The 24711-nt window shown below is 52.1% G+C and carries 23 protein-coding genes; 10 read left to right on the top strand and 13 right to left on the bottom strand.

Annotation, left to right across the window (positions count from 1 at the left end):
- Positions 1 to 34: 34 nt before the first annotated feature.
- From ABD960_RS06095 to ABD960_RS06085, 3 genes are all read left to right on the top strand, one after another.
- On the top strand, positions 35 to 277 hold the full coding sequence (locus ABD960_RS06095) for a hypothetical protein (protein WP_345330038.1): 243 nt from the start codon (positions 35 to 37) through the stop codon (positions 275 to 277).
- Between the two features lie 66 nt (positions 278 to 343).
- Positions 344 to 736 (top strand): hypothetical protein, encoded by a 393-nt coding sequence (locus tag ABD960_RS06090; protein ID WP_345330037.1) that lies wholly within the window; start codon positions 344 to 346, stop codon positions 734 to 736.
- Positions 737 to 831: 95 nt separating this feature from the next.
- Positions 832 to 1233 (top strand): hypothetical protein, encoded by a 402-nt coding sequence (locus ABD960_RS06085; protein ID WP_345330036.1) that lies wholly within the window; start codon positions 832 to 834, stop codon positions 1231 to 1233.
- A gap of 50 nt (positions 1234 to 1283) precedes the next feature.
- Here the strand turns inward: ABD960_RS06085 and ABD960_RS06080 are convergent, their stop codons facing one another.
- The 13 genes from ABD960_RS06080 to ABD960_RS06020 form a co-directional block, all read right to left on the bottom strand.
- Entirely contained in the window at positions 1284 to 2246 is a 963-nt protein-coding gene (locus tag ABD960_RS06080) for a DJ-1/PfpI family protein (RefSeq protein ID WP_345330035.1), read from the bottom strand.
- A gap of 10 nt (positions 2247 to 2256) precedes the next feature.
- On the bottom strand, positions 2257 to 4596 hold the full coding sequence (locus ABD960_RS06075; protein ID WP_345330034.1) for a TonB-dependent receptor: 2340 nt from the start codon (positions 4594 to 4596) through the stop codon (positions 2257 to 2259).
- A 124-nt stretch (positions 4597 to 4720) separates the two neighbouring features.
- Positions 4721 to 5107, bottom strand: a complete 387-nt coding sequence (locus ABD960_RS06070; protein WP_345330033.1) for a hypothetical protein — start codon at positions 5105 to 5107, stop codon at positions 4721 to 4723.
- A 118-nt stretch (positions 5108 to 5225) separates the two neighbouring features.
- Entirely contained in the window at positions 5226 to 5822 is a 597-nt protein-coding gene (locus tag ABD960_RS06065) for an HD domain-containing protein (protein WP_345330032.1), read from the bottom strand.
- Between the two features lie 8 nt (positions 5823 to 5830).
- Entirely contained in the window at positions 5831 to 7147 is a 1317-nt protein-coding gene (gene rseP / locus ABD960_RS06060) for an RIP metalloprotease RseP (protein ID WP_345330031.1), read from the bottom strand.
- Between the two features lie 15 nt (positions 7148 to 7162).
- Positions 7163 to 7786: a hypothetical protein gene (locus ABD960_RS06055; RefSeq protein ID WP_345330030.1), complete on the bottom strand. Its 624-nt coding sequence runs from the start codon at positions 7784 to 7786 to the stop codon at positions 7163 to 7165.
- Between the two features lie 67 nt (positions 7787 to 7853).
- Entirely contained in the window at positions 7854 to 8585 is a 732-nt protein-coding gene (locus tag ABD960_RS06050) for a ZIP family metal transporter (protein ID WP_345330029.1), read from the bottom strand.
- A complete protein-coding gene (locus ABD960_RS06045; RefSeq protein ID WP_345330028.1) occupies positions 8582 to 9259 on the bottom strand; it encodes a hypothetical protein in 678 nt (225 codons plus the stop codon). Before ABD960_RS06045 ends, ABD960_RS06050 begins: the two co-directional genes overlap by 4 nt.
- Complete coding sequence (locus tag ABD960_RS06040) at positions 9256 to 10578, bottom strand: NRAMP family divalent metal transporter (protein WP_345330027.1); 1323 nt, start codon at positions 10576 to 10578, stop codon at positions 9256 to 9258. Before ABD960_RS06040 ends, ABD960_RS06045 begins: the two co-directional genes overlap by 4 nt.
- Positions 10579 to 10664: 86 nt before the next feature.
- Positions 10665 to 12755 carry a heavy metal translocating P-type ATPase gene (locus ABD960_RS06035; RefSeq protein WP_345330026.1) on the bottom strand — a complete coding sequence of 697 codons (2091 nt, stop codon included), beginning with the start codon at positions 12753 to 12755 and terminating at the stop codon, positions 10665 to 10667.
- 10 nt (positions 12756 to 12765) lie between these two features.
- Positions 12766 to 13983, bottom strand: a complete 1218-nt coding sequence (locus tag ABD960_RS06030) for an efflux RND transporter periplasmic adaptor subunit (protein ID WP_345330025.1) — start codon at positions 13981 to 13983, stop codon at positions 12766 to 12768.
- Positions 13984 to 13988: 5 nt separating this feature from the next.
- Complete coding sequence (locus ABD960_RS06025; RefSeq protein ID WP_345330024.1) at positions 13989 to 18377, bottom strand: CusA/CzcA family heavy metal efflux RND transporter; 4389 nt, start codon at positions 18375 to 18377, stop codon at positions 13989 to 13991.
- Positions 18378 to 18648: 271 nt separating this feature from the next.
- Positions 18649 to 18963: a DUF6660 family protein gene (locus ABD960_RS06020; protein WP_345330023.1), complete on the bottom strand. Its 315-nt coding sequence runs from the start codon at positions 18961 to 18963 to the stop codon at positions 18649 to 18651.
- A gap of 170 nt (positions 18964 to 19133) precedes the next feature.
- Between ABD960_RS06020 and ABD960_RS06015 the strand changes: the two genes are divergently transcribed.
- The 7 genes from ABD960_RS06015 (at position 19134) to ABD960_RS05985 (ending at position 24565) form a co-directional block, all read left to right on the top strand.
- Positions 19134 to 19589, top strand: a complete 456-nt coding sequence (locus tag ABD960_RS06015) for an MgtC/SapB family protein (RefSeq protein WP_345330022.1) — start codon at positions 19134 to 19136, stop codon at positions 19587 to 19589.
- Positions 19590 to 19679: 90 nt separating this feature from the next.
- The gene (locus ABD960_RS06010; protein WP_345330021.1) at positions 19680 to 20027 is read left to right on the top strand and encodes a hypothetical protein; all 348 of its coding nucleotides are present in this window, start codon (positions 19680 to 19682) and stop codon (positions 20025 to 20027) included.
- 164 nt (positions 20028 to 20191) lie between these two features.
- Entirely contained in the window at positions 20192 to 20509 is a 318-nt protein-coding gene (locus tag ABD960_RS06005) for a hypothetical protein (RefSeq protein WP_345330020.1), read from the top strand.
- Positions 20510 to 20661: 152 nt separating this feature from the next.
- Positions 20662 to 21891 (top strand): glycosyltransferase family 87 protein, encoded by a 1230-nt coding sequence (locus ABD960_RS06000; protein WP_345330019.1) that lies wholly within the window; start codon positions 20662 to 20664, stop codon positions 21889 to 21891.
- Positions 21892 to 22131: 240 nt separating this feature from the next.
- The gene (locus tag ABD960_RS05995; protein ID WP_345330018.1) at positions 22132 to 22773 is read left to right on the top strand and encodes a TetR/AcrR family transcriptional regulator; all 642 of its coding nucleotides are present in this window, start codon (positions 22132 to 22134) and stop codon (positions 22771 to 22773) included.
- Between the two features lie 146 nt (positions 22774 to 22919).
- A complete protein-coding gene (locus tag ABD960_RS05990) occupies positions 22920 to 23537 on the top strand; it encodes a sigma-70 family RNA polymerase sigma factor (RefSeq protein WP_345330017.1) in 618 nt (205 codons plus the stop codon).
- 59 nt (positions 23538 to 23596) lie between these two features.
- Positions 23597 to 24565 (top strand): FecR family protein, encoded by a 969-nt coding sequence (locus ABD960_RS05985; protein WP_345330016.1) that lies wholly within the window; start codon positions 23597 to 23599, stop codon positions 24563 to 24565.
- Positions 24566 to 24711 lie beyond the last annotated feature (146 nt).

Raw genomic sequence — 24711 nt, 5'->3', positions numbered from 1 at the left:
CGGCTGATCGATAACCATCAAAGATGTCAACAAAATGCCAGTAAGCAGAAACAATAAACGAATTAAAAAGAAGAGCGGACGGATCAGGCAGGGAAATGTCCCGGGGGCAACGCGCAATGCGAAAAAGAAAAGAAGATTCAGGATCACCGGGCTGGGTATATTACAGGTGCTCTTTGGTCTGCTCCTGATGTTACTGCTTGTGCTGCGTACCCTGACAGCCGCCAGGGATGCGGATCGCCATTTTAAAAAGGTCGACCAGCGGCATAGCGGGAAATAAAATATCCTAACAGTTTATTCAAACTATCCGATCGTTTCCTTGTAGTTAAATTGGAGCGATCTGAATATGAAACGAACTGCCGCCACCATGCTTGCCGCCTTTTACCTGTGTCTGATCACGGGTTCGCTGGTCTGTAATGTGGACTACGGCACCTTCTTTCTTTATAAACTTGTCGGGACAGGGTCAATTAAGGAAAGCGCAAAGGCGTTGGACCGTTCGGTCAGTGACCCCGAAAATGAGCCGGCTACTGATCGGGCTTGCACCTATCTGAGTTGTCAGGAAGTGCTCAGGCCGGTATTGGCCGACAACGCTGGTCTGGCGGCCGTCGTCAGTTCGCCGGTTACCTCCTGGCAGATCCGCACCGCACCTATAGTGCCTAAGGTGCGAAGGTACCCTGATCTTATTTACCCTGATGATCCGGTGCCGCGCTATCTCCGCATCAGGACATTACTGATCTGATCTATCATTTCTCAGCAAATTTATGGACCGTGGCCGGACGCACCAGCAGGGTGCCCCGCATGGCCGCGAATTGATCATCAGTAAACATTAATGTCATGAACACACAAAATCCAGGATCTTCATCAGAAGAAAAACACGAGCATCAGGAACACCATCCGCACACCGAACATCATGAGGGCGCAGGCAAAGGCCAGCAACCGGAAAAACATGCGGAGAACGAACATCATACCGAAAACGAACATCATGATCCCGCCACTTCCGGGGAACAGCATACCCACGAGGAGCATCACCAGCACCCGGAACATCATGAAGGCCCCGGTCATGAAAATGAGCCGGAGCATCATCGCGAAGCGGAACACCACCCGGAAGGTGAACATCATGAAGACGGGACGCAGGAAAAACATCCGCATCCGGAGCATCACGAAGGCCCCGGACATGAAAATGAGCCGGAACATCACCGTGAAGGTGAGCATCACGACCCGGAACAGAAAAAGTAAACACAATTCCTGTAAGTCCGTCCCGATCCGGGACTGACTTTTTCAGGTACTTACCGCGCGTGTCGCACAAAGCTAACGGGGGCATTTTTAAACGCCCTTTTACAGTGTGCAGAGCAGAAGCCATACAATTTGCCATGGTAATGCAAGGTGTCTGCATAACCCGTCGATAATGCCATGCCGCACACCGGGTCTTTTGGGTTATCTATCTTAGGCTTAGCCTTCGTACGCTCGGGATACAATACCGGCTCTACAGCACTGTTGTACATGTCCCGCATGTTTTCCACGATCGCTTGATCGGTATTGTGTTCATTGCCGCCTTTGACCGGTGGCTGCGGATCATACTCCAGATCCAGCATGACCATTTGGGTGTATTTTTCACCCATCACGTCTTTCACTACGGCCAGGCTCATGTCGATGCCGGCAGAAACCCCGGCACTGGTGAAGTATTTACCACTTTGTACATAGCGCTTATCCCGGGCGCTGATGCCGAACTGCTCTTTCAGGACCTGTTTGCCGAACCAATGTGTCGTGGCTGCTTTATCTTTCAACAGACCCGTTGCTGCCAATATCCAGGCACCGGTACATACACTGGTGGTATATTTAGAATGGACATCAATGGTCCTGACCCAATTCAGTAGAACTGTATCTTTCGTCAAAGCATACGTTTCGTTCAGTCCGCCGGGTATCACCAGGATGTCCAGTTGCTTGACCTCATTGATGGAGGTATCACACTGTACTTTCATCCCCGCCGTGCTGACCAGCCCTTTATGCCGGCCTACAAAAAACACTTTAGCGCCCATCAGTTCACTGAAAACATGATAGGGTCCCATGGCGTCCAGCACCGCATAATTATCGTACAACAGGATCCCCACGGTGCTGATCTTCACTTTAGGCTCCGGGAACGGTTCCATCGCTTGCTCCGCAGGACGTGCCGCCTGATGTGCCTGTTTTTGATCGTTATGGCAGGCCGCGACCGCAATGGCGATCAGAATGCCTGAAAATATCTTTTTCATTGTTGGACGTTTAAAATTTATAGATCAGGGTCGTGCCATAAGTTCTCGGGCTGCCCAGCAGGAAAGAACCGAAAGAACCATAAGCCACATATTTTTCATTGGTCGCGTTACGCATCCAGCCGTTCAGTTCAAAACGCCTGGCAGATATGCCGGCCTTAAAATTGAACAAGCTGTAAGCAGGCTGGCTTAAGGCGTTAATGAAATCAAAGTAATACCTGCCCAGGTGACGGAATTCTGCCCTCGCAAAAACGGCTAAGCCATACTTGTTACCTGCGAGATCGTAAGTGTACTGGGCGGCCAGCATCGAACTGACCGGCGGGGTATTGATCGGCTGGCCCCCCTTAAAGTCGACCACCGCTTTCGCCTCGTTGCTATACAGTAAAAGCGAGGTGTAACGGGCGTACGAATAACTTGCGTTCCAATCAAGTTGCAGGCCTTTCAGCGGGAGCGCCGTGACCTCAAGCTCTAAACCCTTGTTGTGCATTTCGCCCACGTTCAGGATCAACGCATTGATGCCGTCCATCGCCGTGCTGATCTGTTGGTTATGCTGCTTGAGGTAGAACGCCGTCAGATTCAGTTTCAGCCTGTTGTTGAAAAAACGGTTCTTCCAGCCGATCTCGTAGTTGTCCGAACTTTCCGGTTCGTAAGGTACCTGTGCCGGGTCCGCCGCATTGGTGTTCAGGCCACCGGCACGGAACCCGCGCGCATAACTGCCATAAAGCAGCATGTCGTCCTGTAATTTATAGCTCAATACGACCTTTGGCGTAAAGGCATGAAAACCGGCGAGATAGTAGCGCTCAGGTGTCAAGTTCGTTACCGGGGCAGGGTCTTTTTGATAGTCGGTACGCTGGGTCAGTTTCCGGTTCTCCCGGTCATAACGGATGCCGGCGGTCAGGTCAAGTTTGTCCGTTAATGCATAGGTAGCCTGCCCGAAAAAAGCATAACCTTTATTGTTCCCCCTGCTGATATTGGTCATGGTGAATGGCGCGTCAGCACCTGGATCGAATACCGCGTAATCCGGTCCGTAAAAGGTCGGCGCATTCATTCGGGTATTTTGCACGAAGCCATACGCGCCGGCTACCCATTTCAGCCTGCTTTCGCTGGCAGATGGGGAAGTAAAGCGGACCTCCTGCGTAAATACATGCTGCCGCTGATCAGGGGCGGTACTTAGCGCGTTCAGCGGACTAAAATCATAATCCACGCCTGTGCCCTCGTAGTAGGCCCGCCAGTCGATATAGGAAGATACCGATGTGAAATTAAAATACTTTCCATAATGGTTGACGGCTAGCGAAGTGTTGTAGTTCTTCCGGCGCTCAACATTGGTGTTATTCGTATTGACCCGGTAAGGTTTGGCCAATACTTCATCGTAGGACCCGACCCAGGGGAAACTGCCCCGGTCATTATCGTTCTCCACTTTCGCATTCCATGCCAGCGCCCAGTTGGCAGAAGGCAGGTAGCGCAGATTAAAGTTGCCTGAATAGTCCTCCCGCCGGTCGAAGCCGCTTTGGGTGAACTCGTTGTAATAAATAGCACCACGGTGGTTATAGGTAAAGGAGCCACCCGCGAATAATTTATCAGCGATGACCGGCCCCGAAAGACTGGCAGTATAGCGTTGCTGCCCGTAATTGCCCAGGGTCATTTCCGCATAACCCGAGGTTTTATTGCCCGGTTGTTTCGTGGTGATGTTCACCACGCCGCCAAAGGCATTACGGCCATACAGCGTGCCTTGCGGCCCCCGTAAGATCTCGATGCTTTGAATGTCACCGAACTGGACAGGGGCAGAAAAGTAGTCGAACTGGTACACGCCATCGACATAGGTGGCCACGGCCTGTTCATTCGAAAAACCCATGACCCCACGGATATTGAAAAAGTTCGAGGCGGCGCTGTTGCCATGTTCCACAGTGAAAAGGTTCGGGGCCAGCGCCGTCAGGTTGGTGATGTCCCACAGGCGGTAGTCCCTGATCTGTTTGGCATCAAGGACCGTGATCGCGGCAGGTACTTTCTGGACCTCCTGTTCCCGTCGTTCGGCGCTCACCAGCACTTCGTTCAACTGCTTATCGGTGCTCAGGAGCTGCACACTCACCTCAACGGCCGCCTGATCGCCGATCACAACGGTCTTGAATTGTGTGGCATAACCGATGGCAGTGAAGGACAATTGGTAATGGCCTTTTGTTGAAACGATGGAGAATTTGCCCTCCTGATCGGAAACGGTCGTCTTGTTGGTGTTCAGGACGTTGATGGTTACAGAAGGCACGGGAGTTCCCGTTGTTGTTTTTACGGTCCCTTTAATGGTCTGGCTGAATGCAGACAGGGTATATAAGCAGATAATAAAGGTATATAGATATTTCATCAGATCGCATAAACGGCTATCGGCCGGCCGCGAAAAGGCAGCCGGATCAGAGCCAGTAAAACAATAGCAGCGCACGCTTAGCCATTGGCTAACGCTTCACGTTGCAACAAGAAAAAAGGAGTGTTCAGGCGATCTGCCGGGGTGGTCTGAAGATGGCATCCAGGTACTGGCTGGAGTACTGATGACCGTAGGTCGATACCAAAGCGGGGTTGTTATCCAATACGATCGGTTCGACGAAAGAAAGTTTAAAGGGCTCCTGAAAGAACGATATTTCCAGGCGGTTCAAATTATCCTTGGCCGTCTGTTCTTTCTCTTTGTCCTCGGCCGCTTTCAGCTTTTTCATCAAATAGCATTTGCCGTTACAGTGCAGCAGGGGACGCGCCCTGTTCTCACAAAGTTTTTCAGCAATATATTGCTGATTCACCTGAAAACCGGCATAAACGAAAGACCTGGAAAAGCCGGAACTGATCAGGGCAATAAGCAGCAATATGGCCAGACAACGATCTTTCATTCGCTTGCAAAGATAAATGATCGGTCCAGGCATTTACTCACTTTTAGGACAACAGGATGATATTTCATCGTGATAGCCGGACAAGGGTATCTCGTATAGCTAAAGTAGTTCATCCGATTCACAGATCCTGCTCCGGTAATTGGCGTTCCAGCAAGCGAAGGTTGCGCTCTTTTCCCGCGCTCCATTCGAGTTTGCCCATATCTGTGAAATACTGATGCGACATCAGGTGGTCATAATTCAGCTGTGTCCAGGCATCATCCGTATAGGTCCTCTTGCAAATGAACTCCCATTCCAAACGGAGCATTGCGGCTTTTTCCAGGTAATCCGGACGGGACAGGTGCAGCATATCGGCGTCGCAAATGATCATCTGCAAGAGTGTCTGCGGCGTTTGGGGCATTTGCGTTGCCCTAATACAATCATAGACCAGCTTAATGAAATTTTCACTACGACCCTCCGCACGCAGGAAATCCCCTGCGAGGGTCATACTGATCGCTTCGTGCCCTTCATAGGTGTAGCAGTAACCGGTGTCGTGGAACCAGCCTGCGATCAATACCGCGTGGCGCTCCCATTCGTTGAGAAAAACGCCGGCTGTCAGCATTCTGATCCCCGCCACGACGGTACGGGTATGGCCGATATGGTGGAATGCCATCCCGGCAGGCAATTTCTTTTTGAAGATCGCGGTCACGTGATCTTGGGTCTTAGTGATCAGGTCCATATCAGGTATCAGATAAAGGTGCGTATGTCGTTAAAAAAGACGAATAAGGTCAGGAGGAGGATCAGCAGCATCCCCGTTAATTGAAGGATCTGCATAACGGGCAGGCTGACAGGCCTTTTGAACACGGCCTCCCAGACCAGCAGCCCGATCGCTCCACCGTCAAGCGGCAGCAAGGGCAAAAGATTGAATACCGCGATCGCCAGTGACATGACGGCCATTAATTCCCAGAAACGGCGACCGTCATAATGCCTGCCAAACAGTGTCGCGAGCCGCAACGGTCCGAACATGGCATCGCCTGGTCTGACCTCCCCGTTGATCAGTTGTCCGAAACCCTGGGCGTTCACTGCGACCGCATGCCAGGTCCTGGTCGCGCCCGCACGCAAGGAACGGCCGATGTTCATCGGGGGTATGACAGGTGTCCGATCGTTGAGGCTGAATGCAAGATGCCCGTCCTTGTCACGGTGTGCAGGCAGAATGCTCGTCCGGCCATTCCTGATCACGGTCAGGTAAAGCTCCCGTTTTTTATCCGTCTTGAGACTGATGGACAGGTCCGCTAAAGAACGGACGGGGTCGTTGTTGATCGCGATCAGCCGGGATCCTTTCAGGCCTTCGTTCCGGGAAAGTTCAATGTTCGTCAGGACCGAATCCAACTGCAGGCCCGCCCGGACCGAATAGAATTGATTGAACCCTTTTTCCGCGATCAGCTGCATGGTCCGGGGTGCAACGGCGATGTGCAGGTGAACCCGGTCATTTCCCTGTTTTCTAACGACCGTCAGGATCGTGTTGCCCCGTAGCAGACGTGTACTGAACAGCTCATCCTCATAGATCACAGGAGCCTCGTCAACGGACCGTACCTGGTCGCCGGCCTTCAGGCCCGCGTCCCGGCCGAGTTTTCCGGGCAATACAACCGACCCGTTACCGATACCGGCTATCGGGGTGCGGCCATAGATGAGCGAAAGTGAACTGTAGGTGAGCAGGGCAAAAAGTAGGTTCATCAATACTCCGCTGCTCATGACCACCACACGCTGCCAGACAGGTCGCCCGTCATAGCGTTCATGTTCCGGGACATCTTCATCATCCTCTGCGCCGCCGTTAGCCCCGGCAAGCGCGACGTATCCACCCAGCGGTAACCAGCCTAGTCCGAAGGTCGTCCCGCGGTGACGGAAGCGCAACAAGCTTTTCCCGAAAGCGTCGAAGAACAGGTAGAATTTTTTGACGCGTATCCCGAAAGCACGTGCCGCCAGAAAATGCCCCGATTCATGCACGAACACGATCAGGGAAAGCGCGGCCAGGAATTGCAGGGTCATGATAAAGATCTCGGTCATCGCTTTTAATAAGTGCTATAAATAGGTCTCCAGCTCATGTTTTCGCACAGCGGCATTTAAAGTTTCCCCGATGTCCGTTCTTCCGTAGATCAGCATCGCATCGAAGTAGGCACTGGACTTGGCACAGGTGATATGCACGAACAGTTCCGGCCCGTCAAGCAGCGCGGGAAGATCCGGTGTCTTCCCGGTTCGCATGGCCTCACGCAAGCCCGCTGACCTTTCTTTTTGAAGCAGAAAGACCGACACTTCGGTGGTCAGATCCCCGAGATCATCCTCAGGAAGGCTTCTCAGCGTCAGCACATCTTTCAGGGGGAACAGCATGCGGTTGGCCGACGTTCGTTGTTCCGCGGGCCTGTCCGTTGACAGGAAACCATCGTCCAATCCCAGACCATCCGTATCATTGAACGTCACCTGGTACCGGTAGGCAATCATCGTGACCGGACCTAAAACTTCGGCGAGGTAGGGCGAATAAGGTAACAGGACCCAGGTTTCCAAACCCACGGCCAATTCCCGAACGATCGTGAGATAGACCTGTAAGCAGAGCTCGCAGCGTGTCAGATCGTCCGGCGATGGTGTTAGCCGGGTATGGAGAAAACGGTACAGATCCTGCCGGTAAGATCTTTGGAATAAGTTGTTCATCGTCCGGCCTCCCTTCGCCTGTCGCCGGATTGCCCACGCGGGCATAGCATGATGTTCATTTTCTTGTTCATATATTGATCCTTATAATTAGAAAAACTAAAAAACCAACAAAAAAGGCCGCTGTGTAGAACGGCTGCGGCCGCTCGTCCTGGGGTTCTTCCATCATGTCGGCCATGACCTGGAACAGGGTCGCCGCTACGAACGCAGCCAAAAGGAACTCCACCATTTTGACGGGGGCCTGTCGCAGGACGAATGCGCCAATGCCGGCACCCCAGTTGAAACACAAGGCGAGCACAACGAACGTTCGCCCGGCGATACGCCTGCCGGTGATCGTGGAAGCCATACGGGCCTTATGTGTAATGCCGACCCACAGGAATCGGAACCCCAATGCAAGCGCCAGCAAAACGGCCGTCTTACGTCCGTTGAGCCAGGTCAGACTGAGAGCAACACCGGCGATCGCGAGTCCGATGCCGGTTATGCCGATCGCTGAACGCGCCGCATTTAAGCGGGGGCTGTCGGACCGGCGGAGATCATCGTGATGGGCCGCACCTTGTTCGATCAGCAGCATCAGCATGATCCCGGCGGCAAAACCTACGATGACCAGGAACAGGTCATGCTCACCCACAAGGCCGGGTATCAGCCCGACCGTGATCACGGAAAATATTGCCCCGGTGCTGAACCGCAGGGTCAGGCGGCTGAGCGCCCGGATCTTCGCCCTTTCGACAGCGAGCAAGCTTCCCGGCAATAGCAGCGCTAAGGGGAAAGCGGTCCAAAAAAGGTCCAGTTTCCAGCTGTTCATGATCCCGGTAATTTAGACCCGTTGATCATTCTGAGGCTATTGGGGTCATAGACCATCGATCCGATGCTACCCAGCACGACCGCCAGCAACAGGCTGAAGGTTAGCTGGACCGGAAAATAGCGCCCCTGGACCAATAAAGCGAGGACGATGACACCGGTATTCAAAGTCAACATCAGTTTCACGATCCATTGCGTTTTCGGCAGAACGAGCACGGCAAATGTACCGGCAGCCGTCACACAAACTGTGATCAGCGAGAACCAGCGGCAGCCCTGATGCGGCGGTACGAGGTGCCGGAGATCCGCTGACCGGCTGCAAAGTTGTGGTATCCAGTGACCCAGGGTCGCGTTGACCAGCATCACCAACAGGGCCACCGCTAACAGGAAAACGCCGAAGTGACCGAGGTAGACCAAGTGCCTGATCCGTTCACGGTGCAGGAACATCAGCACGACCGCGCCCCAATAGGGCAACCAGTTCCATCCCCGGCTCAAATGTGCCGGCGGGAAAACAGACCAGTACCGGCTCGCCGACCGAAGCGCCGATGCCAATTCTCCGTTGAAAGCATAGATCCGGCCCGGGAATACCGAGAACACGACGACCGCTAAATAGATGACAGAGACCGTGATCACCAAAAGCGGCAATACCTGAAAACTGTTGATGTGCCGAAATTTCTTCATGATCTGTTAAAAAATTGAAAATAAACGAGCAGCACCGCAGAAAGCGTCATCAGGATCAGCGTGATCCCGCCCAGGAAATTCGACCAGCGGGAATTGGTATGTTCTCCCATGATCTTTTTGTTATTGGCCAGGTGGAGGATGATCGCGATAATGACCGGAGAGGTCACCCCATATAACAAGGCGGTATATAAGAGCGCCTGCACCGGGCTGATACCGAGATAATTGATCAGCAGGCCCAACAACAAGGCAACGATGATCACACCGTAGAAACCTTTCGCACGATCGAACTTTTTATCCAGGTCGCCTTTCCAGCCTAACGCTTCCGATACGATGTAGGACAAGCAGCCCCCCAACACCGGGATCGCGAGCGCCCCGGTGCCGATGACCCCGGCGGCGAACAACAGGTAAGAAAGATCACCGGCCACGGGCCGCAGGGCCTGGGCCGCCTGTTCAACGGTCTCGATATTACGGACACCTTTAGGGAACAAAGCCGTACCTGCGGTCAGGATGATAAAGAACATGATCACATTCGATAAAAGCATGCCCAGATTGACATCCAAACCCATCTTTTGAAGGAGCAGGCCCATGACCCGTTTTTCACGGGCTCTGGGATCGGCCTCATTCCCTGCCACGATGATCATGCGTTTGTTGACCATCACCTGTTTCCGGATGACCTTGACATCTTCAGCCACCATATTGGTCTGCCAAAAGAAAAGGTAAGGGGAAATGGTCGTTCCCAGGATCGCGACCAGCATGCCGATCTGCTCCCGGTCCGCAGTGATCCGGGGCAGGAACAAATGATGCAGAACCTCAGACCAATCGGGCCGGGTCAAAAAAGGCACGATGATGTACAACAACAGCACCAGGCAGAGATACTTCAGCACGTTGACGAATTTGGCATAGGGCAGAAAGATGATCACGATCAGCAGCAGGGCCGTAAAGACCAAGCTGAACCAGATCGGCGCAACTGAAGGGAACAACAGATTGGCGACCGCCCCCATACTGGCGATATCCGCCCCGATATTCAGGATGATCGCGGGAACACTGAACAGGATCATCAGGTAAAGGACCGGTCTGGGATAATGCTTTTTCAGCGTGGTGGTCAGTCCCACAGAGGTGACCAGACCGATGCGCGCGCACATTTCCTGTATAGCCGCCATCAGCGGAAAGGTAATAATGACCGTCCACAGCGTGGCAAGGCCATATTTTGCGCCGGCCTGTGAGTAGGTCGCGATGCCTGAAGGGTCATCGTCACTCGCACCTGTGACCAGCCCCGGCCCCAGGGCACTGAAAAATTTTTTGACCTTACGCCACATCATTTTATCATCAAATTAGCCGGGGCTGCGCAGCTACGCAGCACCCGGCAGGGGGTATTGAACAGTGCCTTTCCAAGGGCACCGTTACCTTATTTTTTATAAGCCAAAAGCCTTAATGCATTAAAAACGACCAGCAATGTAGAACCTTCATGCACGATCACGGCCGGACCGATCGAAGCGATCCCCAGGATGGTCAGCGGGATCAGCATACCGACAATGCCCAGGCTGATCCACAGGTTCTGTTTGATGATGCCCCGTGACATCCGGCTCAAGCCGATCGCGAACGGCAGGGTTTCCAGTTTATCGCCCATGAGGGCGATGTCAGCCGTTTCCAAGGCCACATCCGACCCGGCAGCGCCCATCGCGATACCTACCGTGCTTTTGGCCATTGCCGGCGCGTCGTTCACACCATCGCCGACCATGGCGACCTTCTTTTCAGAACGGTCAAGCTTTTGCACGGCTGCAACTTTATCTTCCGGCATCAGGTTACCCCAGGCTTCGGTCACACCGACCTCTTTGGCCACAGCCTCCGCCACCTGTTGATTATCACCGGTCAGCATCACCATTTTGCGGATGCCCAATGCACTCAGTTCCTGGATGACCTTTTTCGCTTCTTTCCGTGGCGTATCCATCAGGGCGATAATGCCGATATAGTCATCGCCATGCTTGACGATCATCGAAGTATTGCCGGTCTCTTCCAGTTCGCTGACCTGCTTTTCAAATTGTTCCGGCAGGCTATCACCGAACAAGGCTTTATTACCGATCTGAACCTTTTTACTGCCGATCTCTGCCTGTACGCCCCGGCCGACAATGCCTTTGACATTTTTGGCCTCAGGGATCTGATGGCCTTTTTTGAGTTTCTCCATGCCGCCTTTGACAATGGCTTCGGCCAGCGGGTGGTCGCTCAGCTTTTCAACCGCGATCACCACTTCCAGCAGATCTTCCTCTGTTGTATTGTTCAGTGGGACGACCTTGGTCAATTTCGGCTTGCCTTCGGTCAGCGTACCCGTCTTATCGAACGCGATCGCATTCAGTTCGCCCAGGTCTTCCAGCGGACGCCCGCCTTTGATCAGCACACCGCCTTTTGCCGCCCGGGCAACACCACTTAATACGGCACTCGGCGTACCGATGGCCAGTGCACAAGGGCTGGCGGCGACCAGTACCGACATCGCACGGTAGAAACTTTTACTGAACGGCTCATCGATCACCAGGAACGCGAAACACAGCAGAACGACCAGGATCAGCACCGCAGGCACGAAATAACGCTGAAACCTGTCGGTGAACATTTGCGTCGGTGATTTTTGTTTCTCCGCTTCATTCACCATCTTGACCAAACGGCTGATCGTCGAATCTTTAGCTTCCCGGATCACCTTGACCTCCATCGCGGAGCCGCCATTGATCGTCCCGGCGAATACGCGGTGTTCCGCTTTGATCTTACTATCCTCACTGTAATCTTTGTCCGGATCGGGCACAGGTCTTTTATCGACCGGCACACTTTCCCCCGTGATCGGTGCCTGGTTCACGCTGCCCTCGCCTTTAACGACCACGCCGTCTGCCGGGATCTTGCTGTTCGGTTTGATGACGATCACTTCGCCTAACTGGAGTTCCTCGATCCTTACTTCGACCTGCTGACCATCCCGGATGACCAGGGCCGTGGGTGGGGCCAGGCTGGTTAAGGCCTCGATGGATTTGCGTGCTTTGGCCATAGCATAATTTTCCAGTGCATGGCCCAGGCTGAACAGAAAAAGCAATAAAGCGCCTTCCAGCCATTTCCCCAGTATACCTGCACCGATCGCTGCGACCAGCATCAGGAAGTCGATCTCGAAGCCGCCCTTGGCGATCTTTTCTACAGCTTCTTTAGTGGTAAAGTACCCGCCAAAGAAGCAGGCAATGATATAGAGGACCAGGCTGACCGTCGGTGAGATGTTGCTGATAAAGGAAAGCCCCCAGCCGGACGCCAGGAAAACGCCACAAAGGATCGCAAAGATCATCTCCGTGTTCTTACCGAAAATGCCGCCGTGCTCATGAGCGCCATCTTCTTCATCATCACTGTGCACGTGCCCCTTCTTGTCCGTTTGCGCTTTCTTCGCTTTGGTCACAGATTGCGCCGCAGCCTTCCTGTCCTGCGCGTGATCCTGTTGGTTTTCCGGCGTGGCCGGCTTCTTTTCTTGCTTTTTCATATCGAGTGGTTTATTCTTCTTCTTCGCTGTTCTTCAGCTTGCTTAACAGGTCGTAAGCTCCTTTGGTCACGATCCTGGCGTCCTTTCCGATCTCAGCCGGTAACTGGACCCCCGTAAAACCGCCTTCGCTCACCCCGGTGGAGATCTCCACCATTTTGAAACGAAATACCTTGGTCGCGGTAGCTTCATCCGCCGGGTTCTCCTTACGCTGCTCGGTTGCCGAACCGGCACTCACGAATACGTATTTCTTGCCCTCAAAGTTGACCACCGCACTTTCCGGCAGCGCCTGCGTCTCGTCTTTTCCGGTCTCGATGAACGCCTTTACATAAGTACCCGGCAGGAAATCGAAACTGCCTTTGGCAATACTGTGGATACGTATCGTTTTATCCGGATTGATCTCCCGGCCGACCAAAGACACGGTTGCCATGCGCTCCGTCGTATCATTGGTCAGCGTGAAACGCACACGCTGGCCTTGCCTCACCTTTTCTGCATCCTTTTCAAAGACGTTCAGCTCCACGTGCAGGTTGTTACTGTTGACGATCTCCAGCATGATGTCGTTCGGGTTGACGAACTTCCCGATATTGGTGTTCACTTTGGTCACATACCCCGTGATCGGTGCGTAGATATTGACCGTGCTGCGGATACCCGCAGCGGTCAGCCGGTCCGGATCGATATTGATCAATCTCAAACGCTGGCGTAAAGCGGCCTCACGCGCGGTCGCACTCTCGAAATTCGCCTTGGCCTGCTGCAGCACCTTCGTAGAGGTCACATTCTGTTGGGAGAGCGTCTGCTGCCTTTTATATTCCGTGATATTCAGGTCATGCTGGCTTTTGCTGTCCAGGTAATCCTGCTGCAATTGTACATAGTCCTGGTTCTCCAGGACCGCGATCACTTGCCCCTTGCTGACCTTCGAACCCTGCAGGACCGGGATGGACTTGACGATGCCGCCCATTTGGGTACTGATGCTCACCAGGTCCTGGGGCGGTACATCGATGAAACCGCTCACCTTGAGCACGCCACTCAGGGCTTTATTGCCCGGTGTATCCAGCACTACGCCGATCGTCCTGTACTGGGCTTCGCTCAGCTCAGCTACATTTTCAGGCTCTTCTTTTTTGGTGGTATCACTTTCCGTCGCTTCCTCTTTTTTTCCGCCGCCACAGCTGCTAAGGGCAGCCACAAGGGCCAGGACGGTGAAGAAACTCGGTATCTTTAAAAAACTCTTTTTCATAATGATCATAAACCGGTCAGGTATTGTAAGTCGTAAACAGATTGATTGTATTGATTAAGCGCCGATAAGTAGGCGAAGCGGATGTCCGAAAAGGTTTTCAACGCCTGGATGAACTCCACATAGCTGATCTCCCCGTTGCGGAAAGCGATCTGTGCCTGGTTCAGGATCAGGTTCGCATTCGGCAGCGCGCTCGTTTCATAATAGCTGAGCGAACGTTCGTTCTTCAGCAACTGGTGGTAGGCTTGCTCGTACTGGCTCGAAAGATTGACCGCATAAAGGTCCAACTGCGCCTGGTTCACCTCTTTCTGGATCCGGGCGGCCTTGATCCTGGAAGCGAAAGGCTTAAAGAACAAGGGGATCGAGATCCCGGCCTGAACACCCTGGAAACGGTTGGCACCGGTAAAGTTGCGTTCCATCCCGTTCACATTCTGGATGCCGATCAGCGACTGGTTAAAGTAGCCGACCGTAAAGTCCGGACCAGCCTTTGCTTTCTCCAGGGCAATGTTCTTGTCCGAGAGTTCGACCTGCTGGCGCTGATAAGCCAGTTGCGGGTTCGCGTTGATCGCACTGTCCAGGTGGCGAAACTCGGCGGTCGCTTTTTTGAACACACTGGCCGTGATCATCAGGGAGTCTTTCGTATTCAGCAAGCGTTGCAGTTCCGCATTGGCGGCGGCGATGTCGCCATCGTTCCGAAGCTTTTGGTTACGGACCTCATTGCGCTGCGTCTCCGCTGTTTTCTTCTCTAACAGGTTGGTCTCGCCGGCCTCGAAACGGACCGATGCCGCTTTTAAAAAGGCTTCATAAATAGAATCCTGACGCAGGTAAAGATCTTTTAACGCGGTGAAATAAGCCAATTGCCGGTAAGCCTGGCGGACCTCGAAACGTAGCTGCGACCGGGTAACGTTCAGCCCGAGTTTGGCGGTCTGTTCCTGCGCCTCGAACACCCGGCGCTGACTGCTGATCAGACCGGGGAAAGGGATGCTCTGCTGTACCGAGATGTTATTGTCCCGGTTGATGCTGTTGAACTGTCCGTACTGCAGGTTCACATTGGTCTTGCCCAGGTCGAAAGCGCTGCCTTTGAGCGCTGTTTGCTGTTTGACCTGTAAAGCAGCCGAACGCACCCCGAAGTTATTGGTCTGCGCGGCTGACAATGCTTGTTCCATCGTGAGCGGCTGCCCGGTAACCGGGATGGTCTGCGCGCCAGCCTTACCCGGAACGAATGCCAGCAGGGCCACGATAGACGCAACAGCAATACCCGCTTTGCCGCGCTTACGGCCGGAGCGGAAATTCTCAAAATAGGTATATAACACGGGTAACACGATCAAAGTTAAAATGGTCGATGTGATCAGGCCGCCGATCACAACGGTTGCTAATGGTTTTTGTACCTCTGCACCGGCGGCGGTCGATATAGCCATTGGGAAAAAGCCCAGCGAGGCGACCGTTGCCGTCATCAGCACCGGGCGCAGACGTTCCTGCGTACCTTCCAGCACGATCTTGCCCAGGTCGGTCAGCCCGCTCTTTTTCAGCCGGTTGAATTCGGTGATCAATACGATCCCGTTCAAAACAGCCACCCCGAAAAGCGCTATAAAGCCTACGCCTGCCGAGATACTGAACGGCATGCCGCGAAGCAGCAACGCGAACACACCGCCAATGGCGGCCATCGGGATAGCCGTAAAGATCAGGATAGATTGTTTGAAAGAACCGAACGTGAAATACAGCAGGACCAGGATTAGCAGTAAAGCCACCGGTACGGCGATCGATAAACGCGCCGAGGCCGCCTTCAGATTCTCGAACTGGCCACCGTAGGTGATATAGTAACCGGTCGGCATTTTGATCTGCTGGCCGATCTTGGCCTGGATCTCGTTCACCACACTCTCGATGTCGCGTCCACGGACATTCAATCCCACGATGATCCTGCGCTTGGTATCCTCCCGTTGGATCTGGTTAGGGCCGACCTGCAAACTGATGTCGGCGACCTGCTCCAGCGGTACCTGGCGACCGTCCGGTGTGGTCACAAAAATATCCTTGATATTATCGATGCTCTGACGGTTCTGGTCGGACAGGCGGACCACCATATCATAGCGGCGTTCACCTTCATAGACCAGACCGGCGGATTGACCGGCAAATGCCGTGTTGATCGCCTGGTTCACGCTTTCCACGCTCAAGCCGTACTGGGCCGTGCGGTCGCGGTTGATCTTCACCACCACCTGCGGCAGGCCGGTCGCCTGTTCCAGGTAGATATCCGCAGCACCCTGAACAGAACCCGCGATCTTACCTACTTTTTGAGATAGTGTCGTCAGCGTTTGCAGGTCCTCACCGAAGATCTTGATCCCGATGTCCTGGCGAACACCGGAGATCAGTTCGTTGGAACGGAGCTGGATCGGTTGCGAGAAACCAAAGGTCACGCCCGGGATCTTTTCCAGTTCGGCTGCCATTTTATTGGCCAGTTCTTCCCGGTTCTCTGCGGACGTCCACTCATCTTTATCTTTCAGGATCACTGTCAGGTCACAGGCCTCCATCGGCATCGGATCCGTCGGGATCTCCGCCGCGCCGATCTTACCGATCACTTCCTTGACCTCCGGGAATTTTTTCACCAGTATCGCGGAGGCTTGGTTCACTTTATCGATGGTCTGCGAAAGCGAACTGCCGGTCAACAAACGTGTTTCCACGGCAAAGTCACCTTCTTCCAATTGCGGTATAAATTCACCGCCCAGACGCGTAAAGATGAAGATCGCCACGGCCAGTAATACTACGGCTACAATAACAACCATTGCCCTGATCCGGAGTGCTCCCTTGATCAGCGGTGAATAGGCGCGGTGCACGTATTCCATCATCCGGTCCGAGAAATTCTTTTTATGGTGCGGCTCCTTGCTCAGGAACAAGGCCGATACCATCGGTACGTAAGTGAGGGAAAGGATGAAGGCACCCAGGATGGCGAACGCTACCGTCTGCGCCATCGGACCGAACATCTTGCCTTCGATACCTACTAAAGCTAATATCGGCAGGTAAACGATCAGAATGATGATCTCCCCGAAAGCCGCGGCCGAACGGATGCGACTGGCCGACTCGTAAACCTCGTCGTTCATTTCCTGCTGGGTCATCCGTTTGGTCGACTTGCGCATGGATAAATGGTGCATGGTCGCTTCCACGATGATCACCGCGCCGTCCACGATCAGGCCAAAGTCGATGGCACCCAAACTCATCAGGTTACCCGACACGCCGAACAGGTTCATGAGACAGATAGCGAATAGCATTGCCAGCGGGATCACCGAAGCGACCACCAGGCCTGCCCGCAAGTTACCCAGGAAGATCACCAGCACGAAGATCACGATCAGCGCGCCCTCGGTCAGGTTCTTTTCTACCGTACCGATCGCCCGTTTCACGAGGGAACTCCGGTCCAGAAAGGGTTCAATGACCACCCCATTGGGCAAGGTCTTATTGATACGTTCGATCCGGCTTTTGACCTCGCCGACCACTTTGTTGGCGTTGGCCCCTTTGAGCATCATCACGATACCGCCGACTGCTTCCCCAGTACTGCCTTTGACCGAGCGGGTCAGCGCGCCGTAACGGATCGCGCTGCCGATCTGTACGGTGGACACATCGCGGATCAGTACCGGCAGGCCGTTCGCGTTGTTCTTCACCACGATCTTGCCGATATCTTCGGTGTCGCCCACCAAACCTTCACTTCTGATGAAATAAGCATTCGGCTTTTTATCGATATAAGCGCCGCCGGTGTTCTGGTTATTTTTTTCCAATGCCGTAAAGACATCCGAGATACCCAGGTCATAACTGCGCAGCTTATCCGGGTCGATCGCGATCTCGTATTGCTTCAGGAGGCCGCCGAAGCTGTTGACCTCCGCAATGCCCGGTGTGCCGAGTAATTGGCGGCGGACGATCCAGTCCTGGATGCTCCGCAGTTCACGGGCATCATATTTTTTTTCAAAACCGGGCCTGGCGTGCACTACATACTGGTAGATCTCGCCAAGGCCGGTCGATATTGGGGATATTTCAGGGTTACCCAACCCGGCCGGGATATTGTTCTTCGCCTCGGCCAGCTTCTCGTTGACCTGCTGACGTGCCCAGTAGATGTCCACGTCATCATGAAAAACAATGGTCACCACAGATAGGCCGAAGCGGGAGATGGAACGTACTTCCTCGATCTCCGGGATCGTGGCCATGGTCTGTTCGACCGGGAAGGAAATGAGACGCTCCACCTCCTGGGTGGCCAGCGCCGGACTCTGCGTGATGACCTGTACCTGATTGTTCGTAATATCAGGTACCGCGTCGATCGGCAGTTGTTTCAGGGAATAGATCCCCCAGGCGATCAGGCCGAGGGTAAAGATCCCGATGATCAGTTTATTATTGATCGAAAAATGAATGATCTTATTAAGCATAATTTATCCTAATGCTTGGATAAGATATGACTGTACCGCTCCACGATGCCGATCATGGCGATCAGAAGAACGAGCGTGATGATCACCAGACCAATGATCCGGATCACCTGCATCCATAGCGGACGCTTCGGGCTTCGTTTCTTCTTCTTCGTGGCAGTGGTACGCGCAACAGGCTTTGACCTGGTCTTTGCCATACCAATACAAGAAAATAATGAGAAAATAGATTAAGCCGCACGGAACGTCAGACGGACGTTAGCGGCAACACAGGAAATTATGCGGCGAGCTTGGGCGGCTGCCAGATATTCGTCGGACGGGTCACCGGTTTTTCCGGCAGGTACGCGTCGGTAACAGTAGTTAATTTAGTTTCAACAGCACGGATGATGATCTTTTTGGTAAATACGACCTGCATATTGCAGCACCCGCAATGACACATCGGCGGACATTGGTCCTGACCGCTGTGTGATTCATGCTGATCTTGAATGGTAGCGATCGATGTTGTGCTCCGGACAGAGCCCACCACATCCTTACACGGCTCCAGGTCCATGCAAAGGAAAAATAAGGCGAACACGTAACAGAACCATTTCATGCTGAGGGCAAAGATAATAATTTACAAATAAAATAATAATTACATTTATCCGGTCCCCGGTAAACCTGACATTTAACAAGCATTGGGCACCTTTGTTTTTGGATAGTGAACGTGGAATCGTGTTACAGGATCAAAACCATTTTAACATAATTTAACAAAAACCTGATCTTATGATCTCTTTGAATACTGAACTCATCGTTTTTGCAAAGATCCTGGCCGCCGTCGTCCTGGGTGGTATCATCGGATACGACCGTGAAAAACATGGACGCGATGCGGGCATCCGCACCTATGCAGCCGTATGTGCCGGTGCGACGATCTTTACCTCCGTAGCCGCTCACCTGGGCGATCTCGCTGCGGCCTCGCGCGTCGTGGCCAACATCGTTGTCGGCGTCGGCTTCCTGGGTGCCGGCATCATCTCCCGCGACCGTGATTCCAACAACTCCTCCGGCCTGACCACCGCAGCCACCATCTGGTGTACCGCGGCGGTCGGTGTGACCATCGGACTGAACGAATTCCTGGTCGCTACCGGTACCGCAGGTGTGTTGTACTTTCTGCTTTCCCTTCATCATCAGAAGTGGTACCTGCGGTGGAAAAAAAAGATCCGGGAGAAAGAAGAACATGCCTGATCCCGCTCCAACAACGGAAAATTTGATAGAAGATCAAAAAATCTTTCCATGTTTATCAAATTCTAATATGGAGCATTTATATTTACACATATGGCAAAATGGCTTGGCAGATTGATGGTAATGGCAGGAATGTTCCTGCTGATTTATCATAATATCACGCCGCATCACCATGAAGCCGAACTGGTACACGACCTCCGGCTCATGCACCACGCGGAAGGTCCGCTGGAACAGGTGAACGTTGACCATCATTTTTACCACGATAATGACCTGGTAAACGAGATCGGAAATGGGATCGTGACCCTGTTGTACAGGTTCGATCATTTCTACGTCCGGCCGGAAACAGCACCCCCGCAATCGTATGTGCTGACGACGGACGATCCATTCCCGCCTGACCCTTTTCTCTCTATACCGGACCATCGCGGCCCGCCACACTGCTAATTATTGAATTTCTGCAGCCCGCCCGCCCGGGGTCAAGCTGTACCTATCTGTATTTTCCGGTCAAATTTAAGATGAACAGCCATCAGCATCGATATGCTAATGATGACTGCTTTTTCCATTTGGGTTTCTCCGGGGGAGATTTTCAAACTACATGTTCATGACGAATGATCGGACAAGGAACCACGCTTTTACAATGCAGTTCAGCAAGCGGCTACCTGATGGATACCCTATCGCTATTTATTAAAAACTTCTCAAGTGCTGCCGGCATACCTTTAGGAATGCTTGCGGTCGTGGAGCACAAGACAATGATCCTCGCCTTTTTGGGCGGCTTTTTTTTAGCGCTCATTATTTTGCTGACCCTACGCAAAAGGATATGGTCCATCATCCTTGTTTTCGATTATAAGCTGGATAGTTATGCAGGCAAAGTACTGGCGGTCGTCCTGATCGTCGGTTTGATCTTCTGGATACTCTCCTTGGCGTGAAAGTTTTTTAGCGATCAGATAGCAACACCGGACACGGTCAGAAATTCAGCTTTCCGATCAGCCCCACCTGTAAGTGGGAACGCTGCTGCTTTGCCCTGACAAAGTGCGCGCATCACCTTTTACTGTTCACTCAAAATCTTAAAGAATTTCTTATGCGAAATCTTATCGCTCTATCTATCATGCTATTTTTGGTCACCCTGACCTTCGGCGTGATGTCCTATAACCGCGGGATGAAGGCCGATGTCAACGGCGATCATTATATCTATTGGAAGGCGGGAAAGGACTTTCTCAGCGGGCAAAAGATCTACACCCCCGGCCTGGTTGACGGCGGCTTCACGTATCCGCCATTCGCTGCCTTTTGTTTCAGCTTGTTCGCCCTTTTGCCCTTTCATAGCTCGGCCTTCATTTTTACTTTTCTGATCAATTGGGGCCTTTGGCTGCCCTCATTCCTGCTGGTGCGAAAGGTCATGCAATTGGAATTCCCCAACCAGGACCTGAAATGGCCGTTGTTGATCGCGGCAGCATTGTCCGCAGGGTTCTACTGGCATAACTACATCTGGATGAATGCCAACCTGCCCGTGTTCTGCCTGACCCTGCTCGGCATCCTCGCTTTTCAGACCGGGCACTACCGGCGAAGCTATCTATTCCTGTGGGCGGCAACCTTTCTCAAGGTCACACCCATACTTTTCCTTTTCTTTTTCGCCATCAAGCGCGGCCCAAGGGATTGGGTATGGATCGCCATCTGCAGCCTCCCGTTCATTTTATTGCCTTTCATGATCCGTGGTTATGAAGCTGGGACCGCGGATTGGCAGGAATATATTGCCGCCTTTATGGCACCCTTTGCTGACGGTAAAATAGATGAGAATATCATTAGTTTAGGGATACCTGCGGTGCTCCGGAAACTGGTTTCGGGAAATCCCGCTGCCGGCATTGCACCGGTCTTTCTGCTCGAAGCAGACCTGTTGCAAACGGTCGTCCATATCCTCCAGTTAGCATCTATGGCCCTGCTGACCTGTAAATTCCTATATGACCGGTACGTCAAAGACAGGCAGCGGTTCTCGGCTGCAGACCTATGCCTGATCTTTCTGGTACCGCTCTTATTACCCGGCCGGGTTTGGGCGCATCATCATGTCGTGACCGCTTTTATTTATACCTATCTGTGTTATGTACTGATCCGGCAACAGCGAATGGCCTTACTAAGTGTGCTGATCTTGCTGGCCATGTTCAGTAACCTGATCACCAGCGACGTGATCGGGCAGCAGGCGACCGACCTTTTGAAACATGCCGGCTACGTGACCTGGCTGATGATCGGGGCCTGTCTGCTGGTCGTGATGACCGGCTATCAACGGCATGACCGAACCGGCTATACCTCATCCTCCTGACCGCGTCGTTGTGCCCGGTCGGGAAAAGGCCGGTCGATAAGGCCCGCTGCGCTGTAATACCTTCAGGCGCAGTCGGTTTTTAATGAGCAGCAATTACAAACATGCAAGAATGCATCTATGCTTTGACCGCTTGCATCATTTTGAAATATATGGAAAAAGTTATACGCAGGGAAATAACCATGATAAAGACCCGGCGGGAAAAACACTTATTGAAAAGACGGCAATAAACGATAACTAAAAATGAAACCTTCTGAAAAACACAAACAGATCCGGAACAAAGAACTGACCAAAAGAAAACTCATTGATGCGGTCGGTCAGATCCTGCGCAAAGACGGCTATGCCGGACTTGGCGTCAATAAAGTGGCCAAACAGGCCGGTGTCACCAAAAAACTGATCTATGATTACTTCGACCGTGATTTCAATAACCTGATGGAAGCCTATATCCTCGAAACCGACTACTGGATGATGTTCGCCGATAAAGTAAAAGAACTGACCGAACGCCACGCCTTTACCGATCATCAGAAACTCATCACCGACATCTTACAAAACCAATTCCGCTACTTCCACCTTGAGAAGCAAGTACAGGAACTCATCATTTGGGAGGTCACGTCTAAAAGCCCCTTGATGCGCAGCATCCATAACGTCCGGGAAAGTCTGGGCCAGCAGCTCTTTGAAATGACCGATACCCATTTCAAGAAAACGAACATTAACTTCCGCGCTGTCGCAGCCTTGCTGGTCGGCGGCATCTATTATTCCATCCTACATACCCGCCACAACGGCGGCAGCTTTTCAGGCCTTGATCTTTCGACCGAAAAAGGACGTGACGAAATGTTGGAAGCTATTGAAATGATCGTAGGGTGGGCCTATAAAGCCGGAGTCTGAAAGCCTAAAGCATTAAAACATCCAAAGCCGGTTGATCTTTGGCCAAATTCAATAATAACCCATCATCACGTTTTTATAGGCTATATTTTAAGTTAATATTAAAATAATATTGCGGGACTATTTTTGCATCTGTAATTTTAGGACAAATGCAACATGTAGGCGAACAGGAACTTTTGCAGCGGATCAGGGATGCTGATTATGCTGCATTTGAAGAACTGCACCGCCGCTATTACCGCTCTTTATACACCCATGCTGCTAAAAAAATAGGTGATGAAGATGAGGCCTATAATCTTGTTCAGGAGATGTTCATTGAGCTTTGGGACAAACGTGCCACCTTCTCGATCACTAACTCTTTACCCAATTACTTAAAGAACCGGCTCTGGTTCAAATTGTCAGGTTATTTCCGCGATAAAGGATTTCAGCAAAAGCACTTCCGGCATTTTTCGGATTTTCTTCAGCAGGATTCAGCTACTACACCCTACCTGGACCCGATGGAGATCAGGGAAATGGAATCGCAGTACGAGGCGCTTATCGAAGTGATCGACCGGACGATCGCAGAGATGCCGGAGAAAATGCGCAAAGTTTTTGTGCTGAGCCGCAGTAACGGTTATTCCATATCACAAATAGCCGAAGAGCTGGATATTTCCCCAAAAACCGTAAAAAACCAGCTCAATATCGCTTTCAACCGCATCCGCAACGTAACGGCCGATTCCTCTCTTACCGCTTTCGAGATCACCGTCCTGATTTGGTTAACAATTAATTAATCAATATTTAACGATAATTTTCTGGGTCTAAAGCCCATGTTCTGCTTATTGTTTATAGGATGCAGAACGAACAACAACAATTAGAGGCGCTTTTTCAGAAGTATCGCCAGGGAATGGTTACTGAAGAAGAAAAAGCACTGATCGCCCGGTGGCTCATCCGCCTGGACGTGATCGGGCAACTGACCGATGAACAACTGGCCGCAAAAGAAGAACTTTCCAAAGGCGAACTGAAGCGTCACTTCTTCAGCGAAAATACCAGGTCTGCCAAAGTCGTTCGGTTCCCGCTATGGGTTCGTTCAGTGGCTGCAAGCCTGCTAATTGTGGCCAGTATAGCCGGCATGGTCTATTTTGGATCACAAAAACAAGATGCAGATGATGTTCAGCCTGCCTATTCCCAGCTTTCAACACAAACGGGCGAGATCAAGACCGTTACACTTACCGATGGCACAAAGATCACGCTGAATAGCGAGAGCCGTTTAAAATATCCCACCGAGTTAACAGGTAAGACCCGTGAAGTATTTTTGACGGGCGAGGCCTATTTCGATGTGGCCCATGATCCCGGCAAACCATTTAAAGTACATACTGACAAACTGGATGTACAAGTACTGGGCACTTCTTTCGATGTAAAGGCTTATGGTGATGACGGAGAACTATCAGTTACGGTATCCAGCGGTAAGGTCGGCGTTCTACCCCTCAACCTTCAAACAAAAGCATACATGCTGCTACCGGGCGACAGGCTGGTGTATCGCCGTTCTAAAAACAATATTGATCAGTTAAAAACAGACGTTGCAGGCATTGGCATCTGGCAAAAAGGCCGGTTCAACTTCAGGGAAGAAACACTGCAAAATATTGCCCGCCAGCTGGAACGCTACTACAAGGTTAGGATCATATTCAAAAATCCATCGTTGCAGCAAAAGCAGATCAGCCTGAAGGTTAAGAACCACAGTATTAACACGGTGATAAAAGCACTGAGCATAGCCGGAGAATTTCGGTACGAAATAAAGAACAGCGAAATAACAGTATGGTAAAAACAATCAAGCGAACGGAAGAAGGGAGAAACGCTATGTAATAAACACCCACCCAAAAATCGGATGGAATAAAAAAGAGTGAAAGTGGTTACGACACTTCCGCTCAAAATAAGTTCACGCCGATCTATCATTTTCTGAGGACAATA

Source organism: Mucilaginibacter defluvii, assembly GCF_039543225.1.
Classification (GTDB): Bacteria; Bacteroidota; Bacteroidia; order Sphingobacteriales; family Sphingobacteriaceae; genus Mucilaginibacter; species Mucilaginibacter defluvii.
The sequence above is the reverse complement of the archived record's forward strand: the minus strand, read 5'-3'. Positions and strand labels throughout refer to the sequence as shown.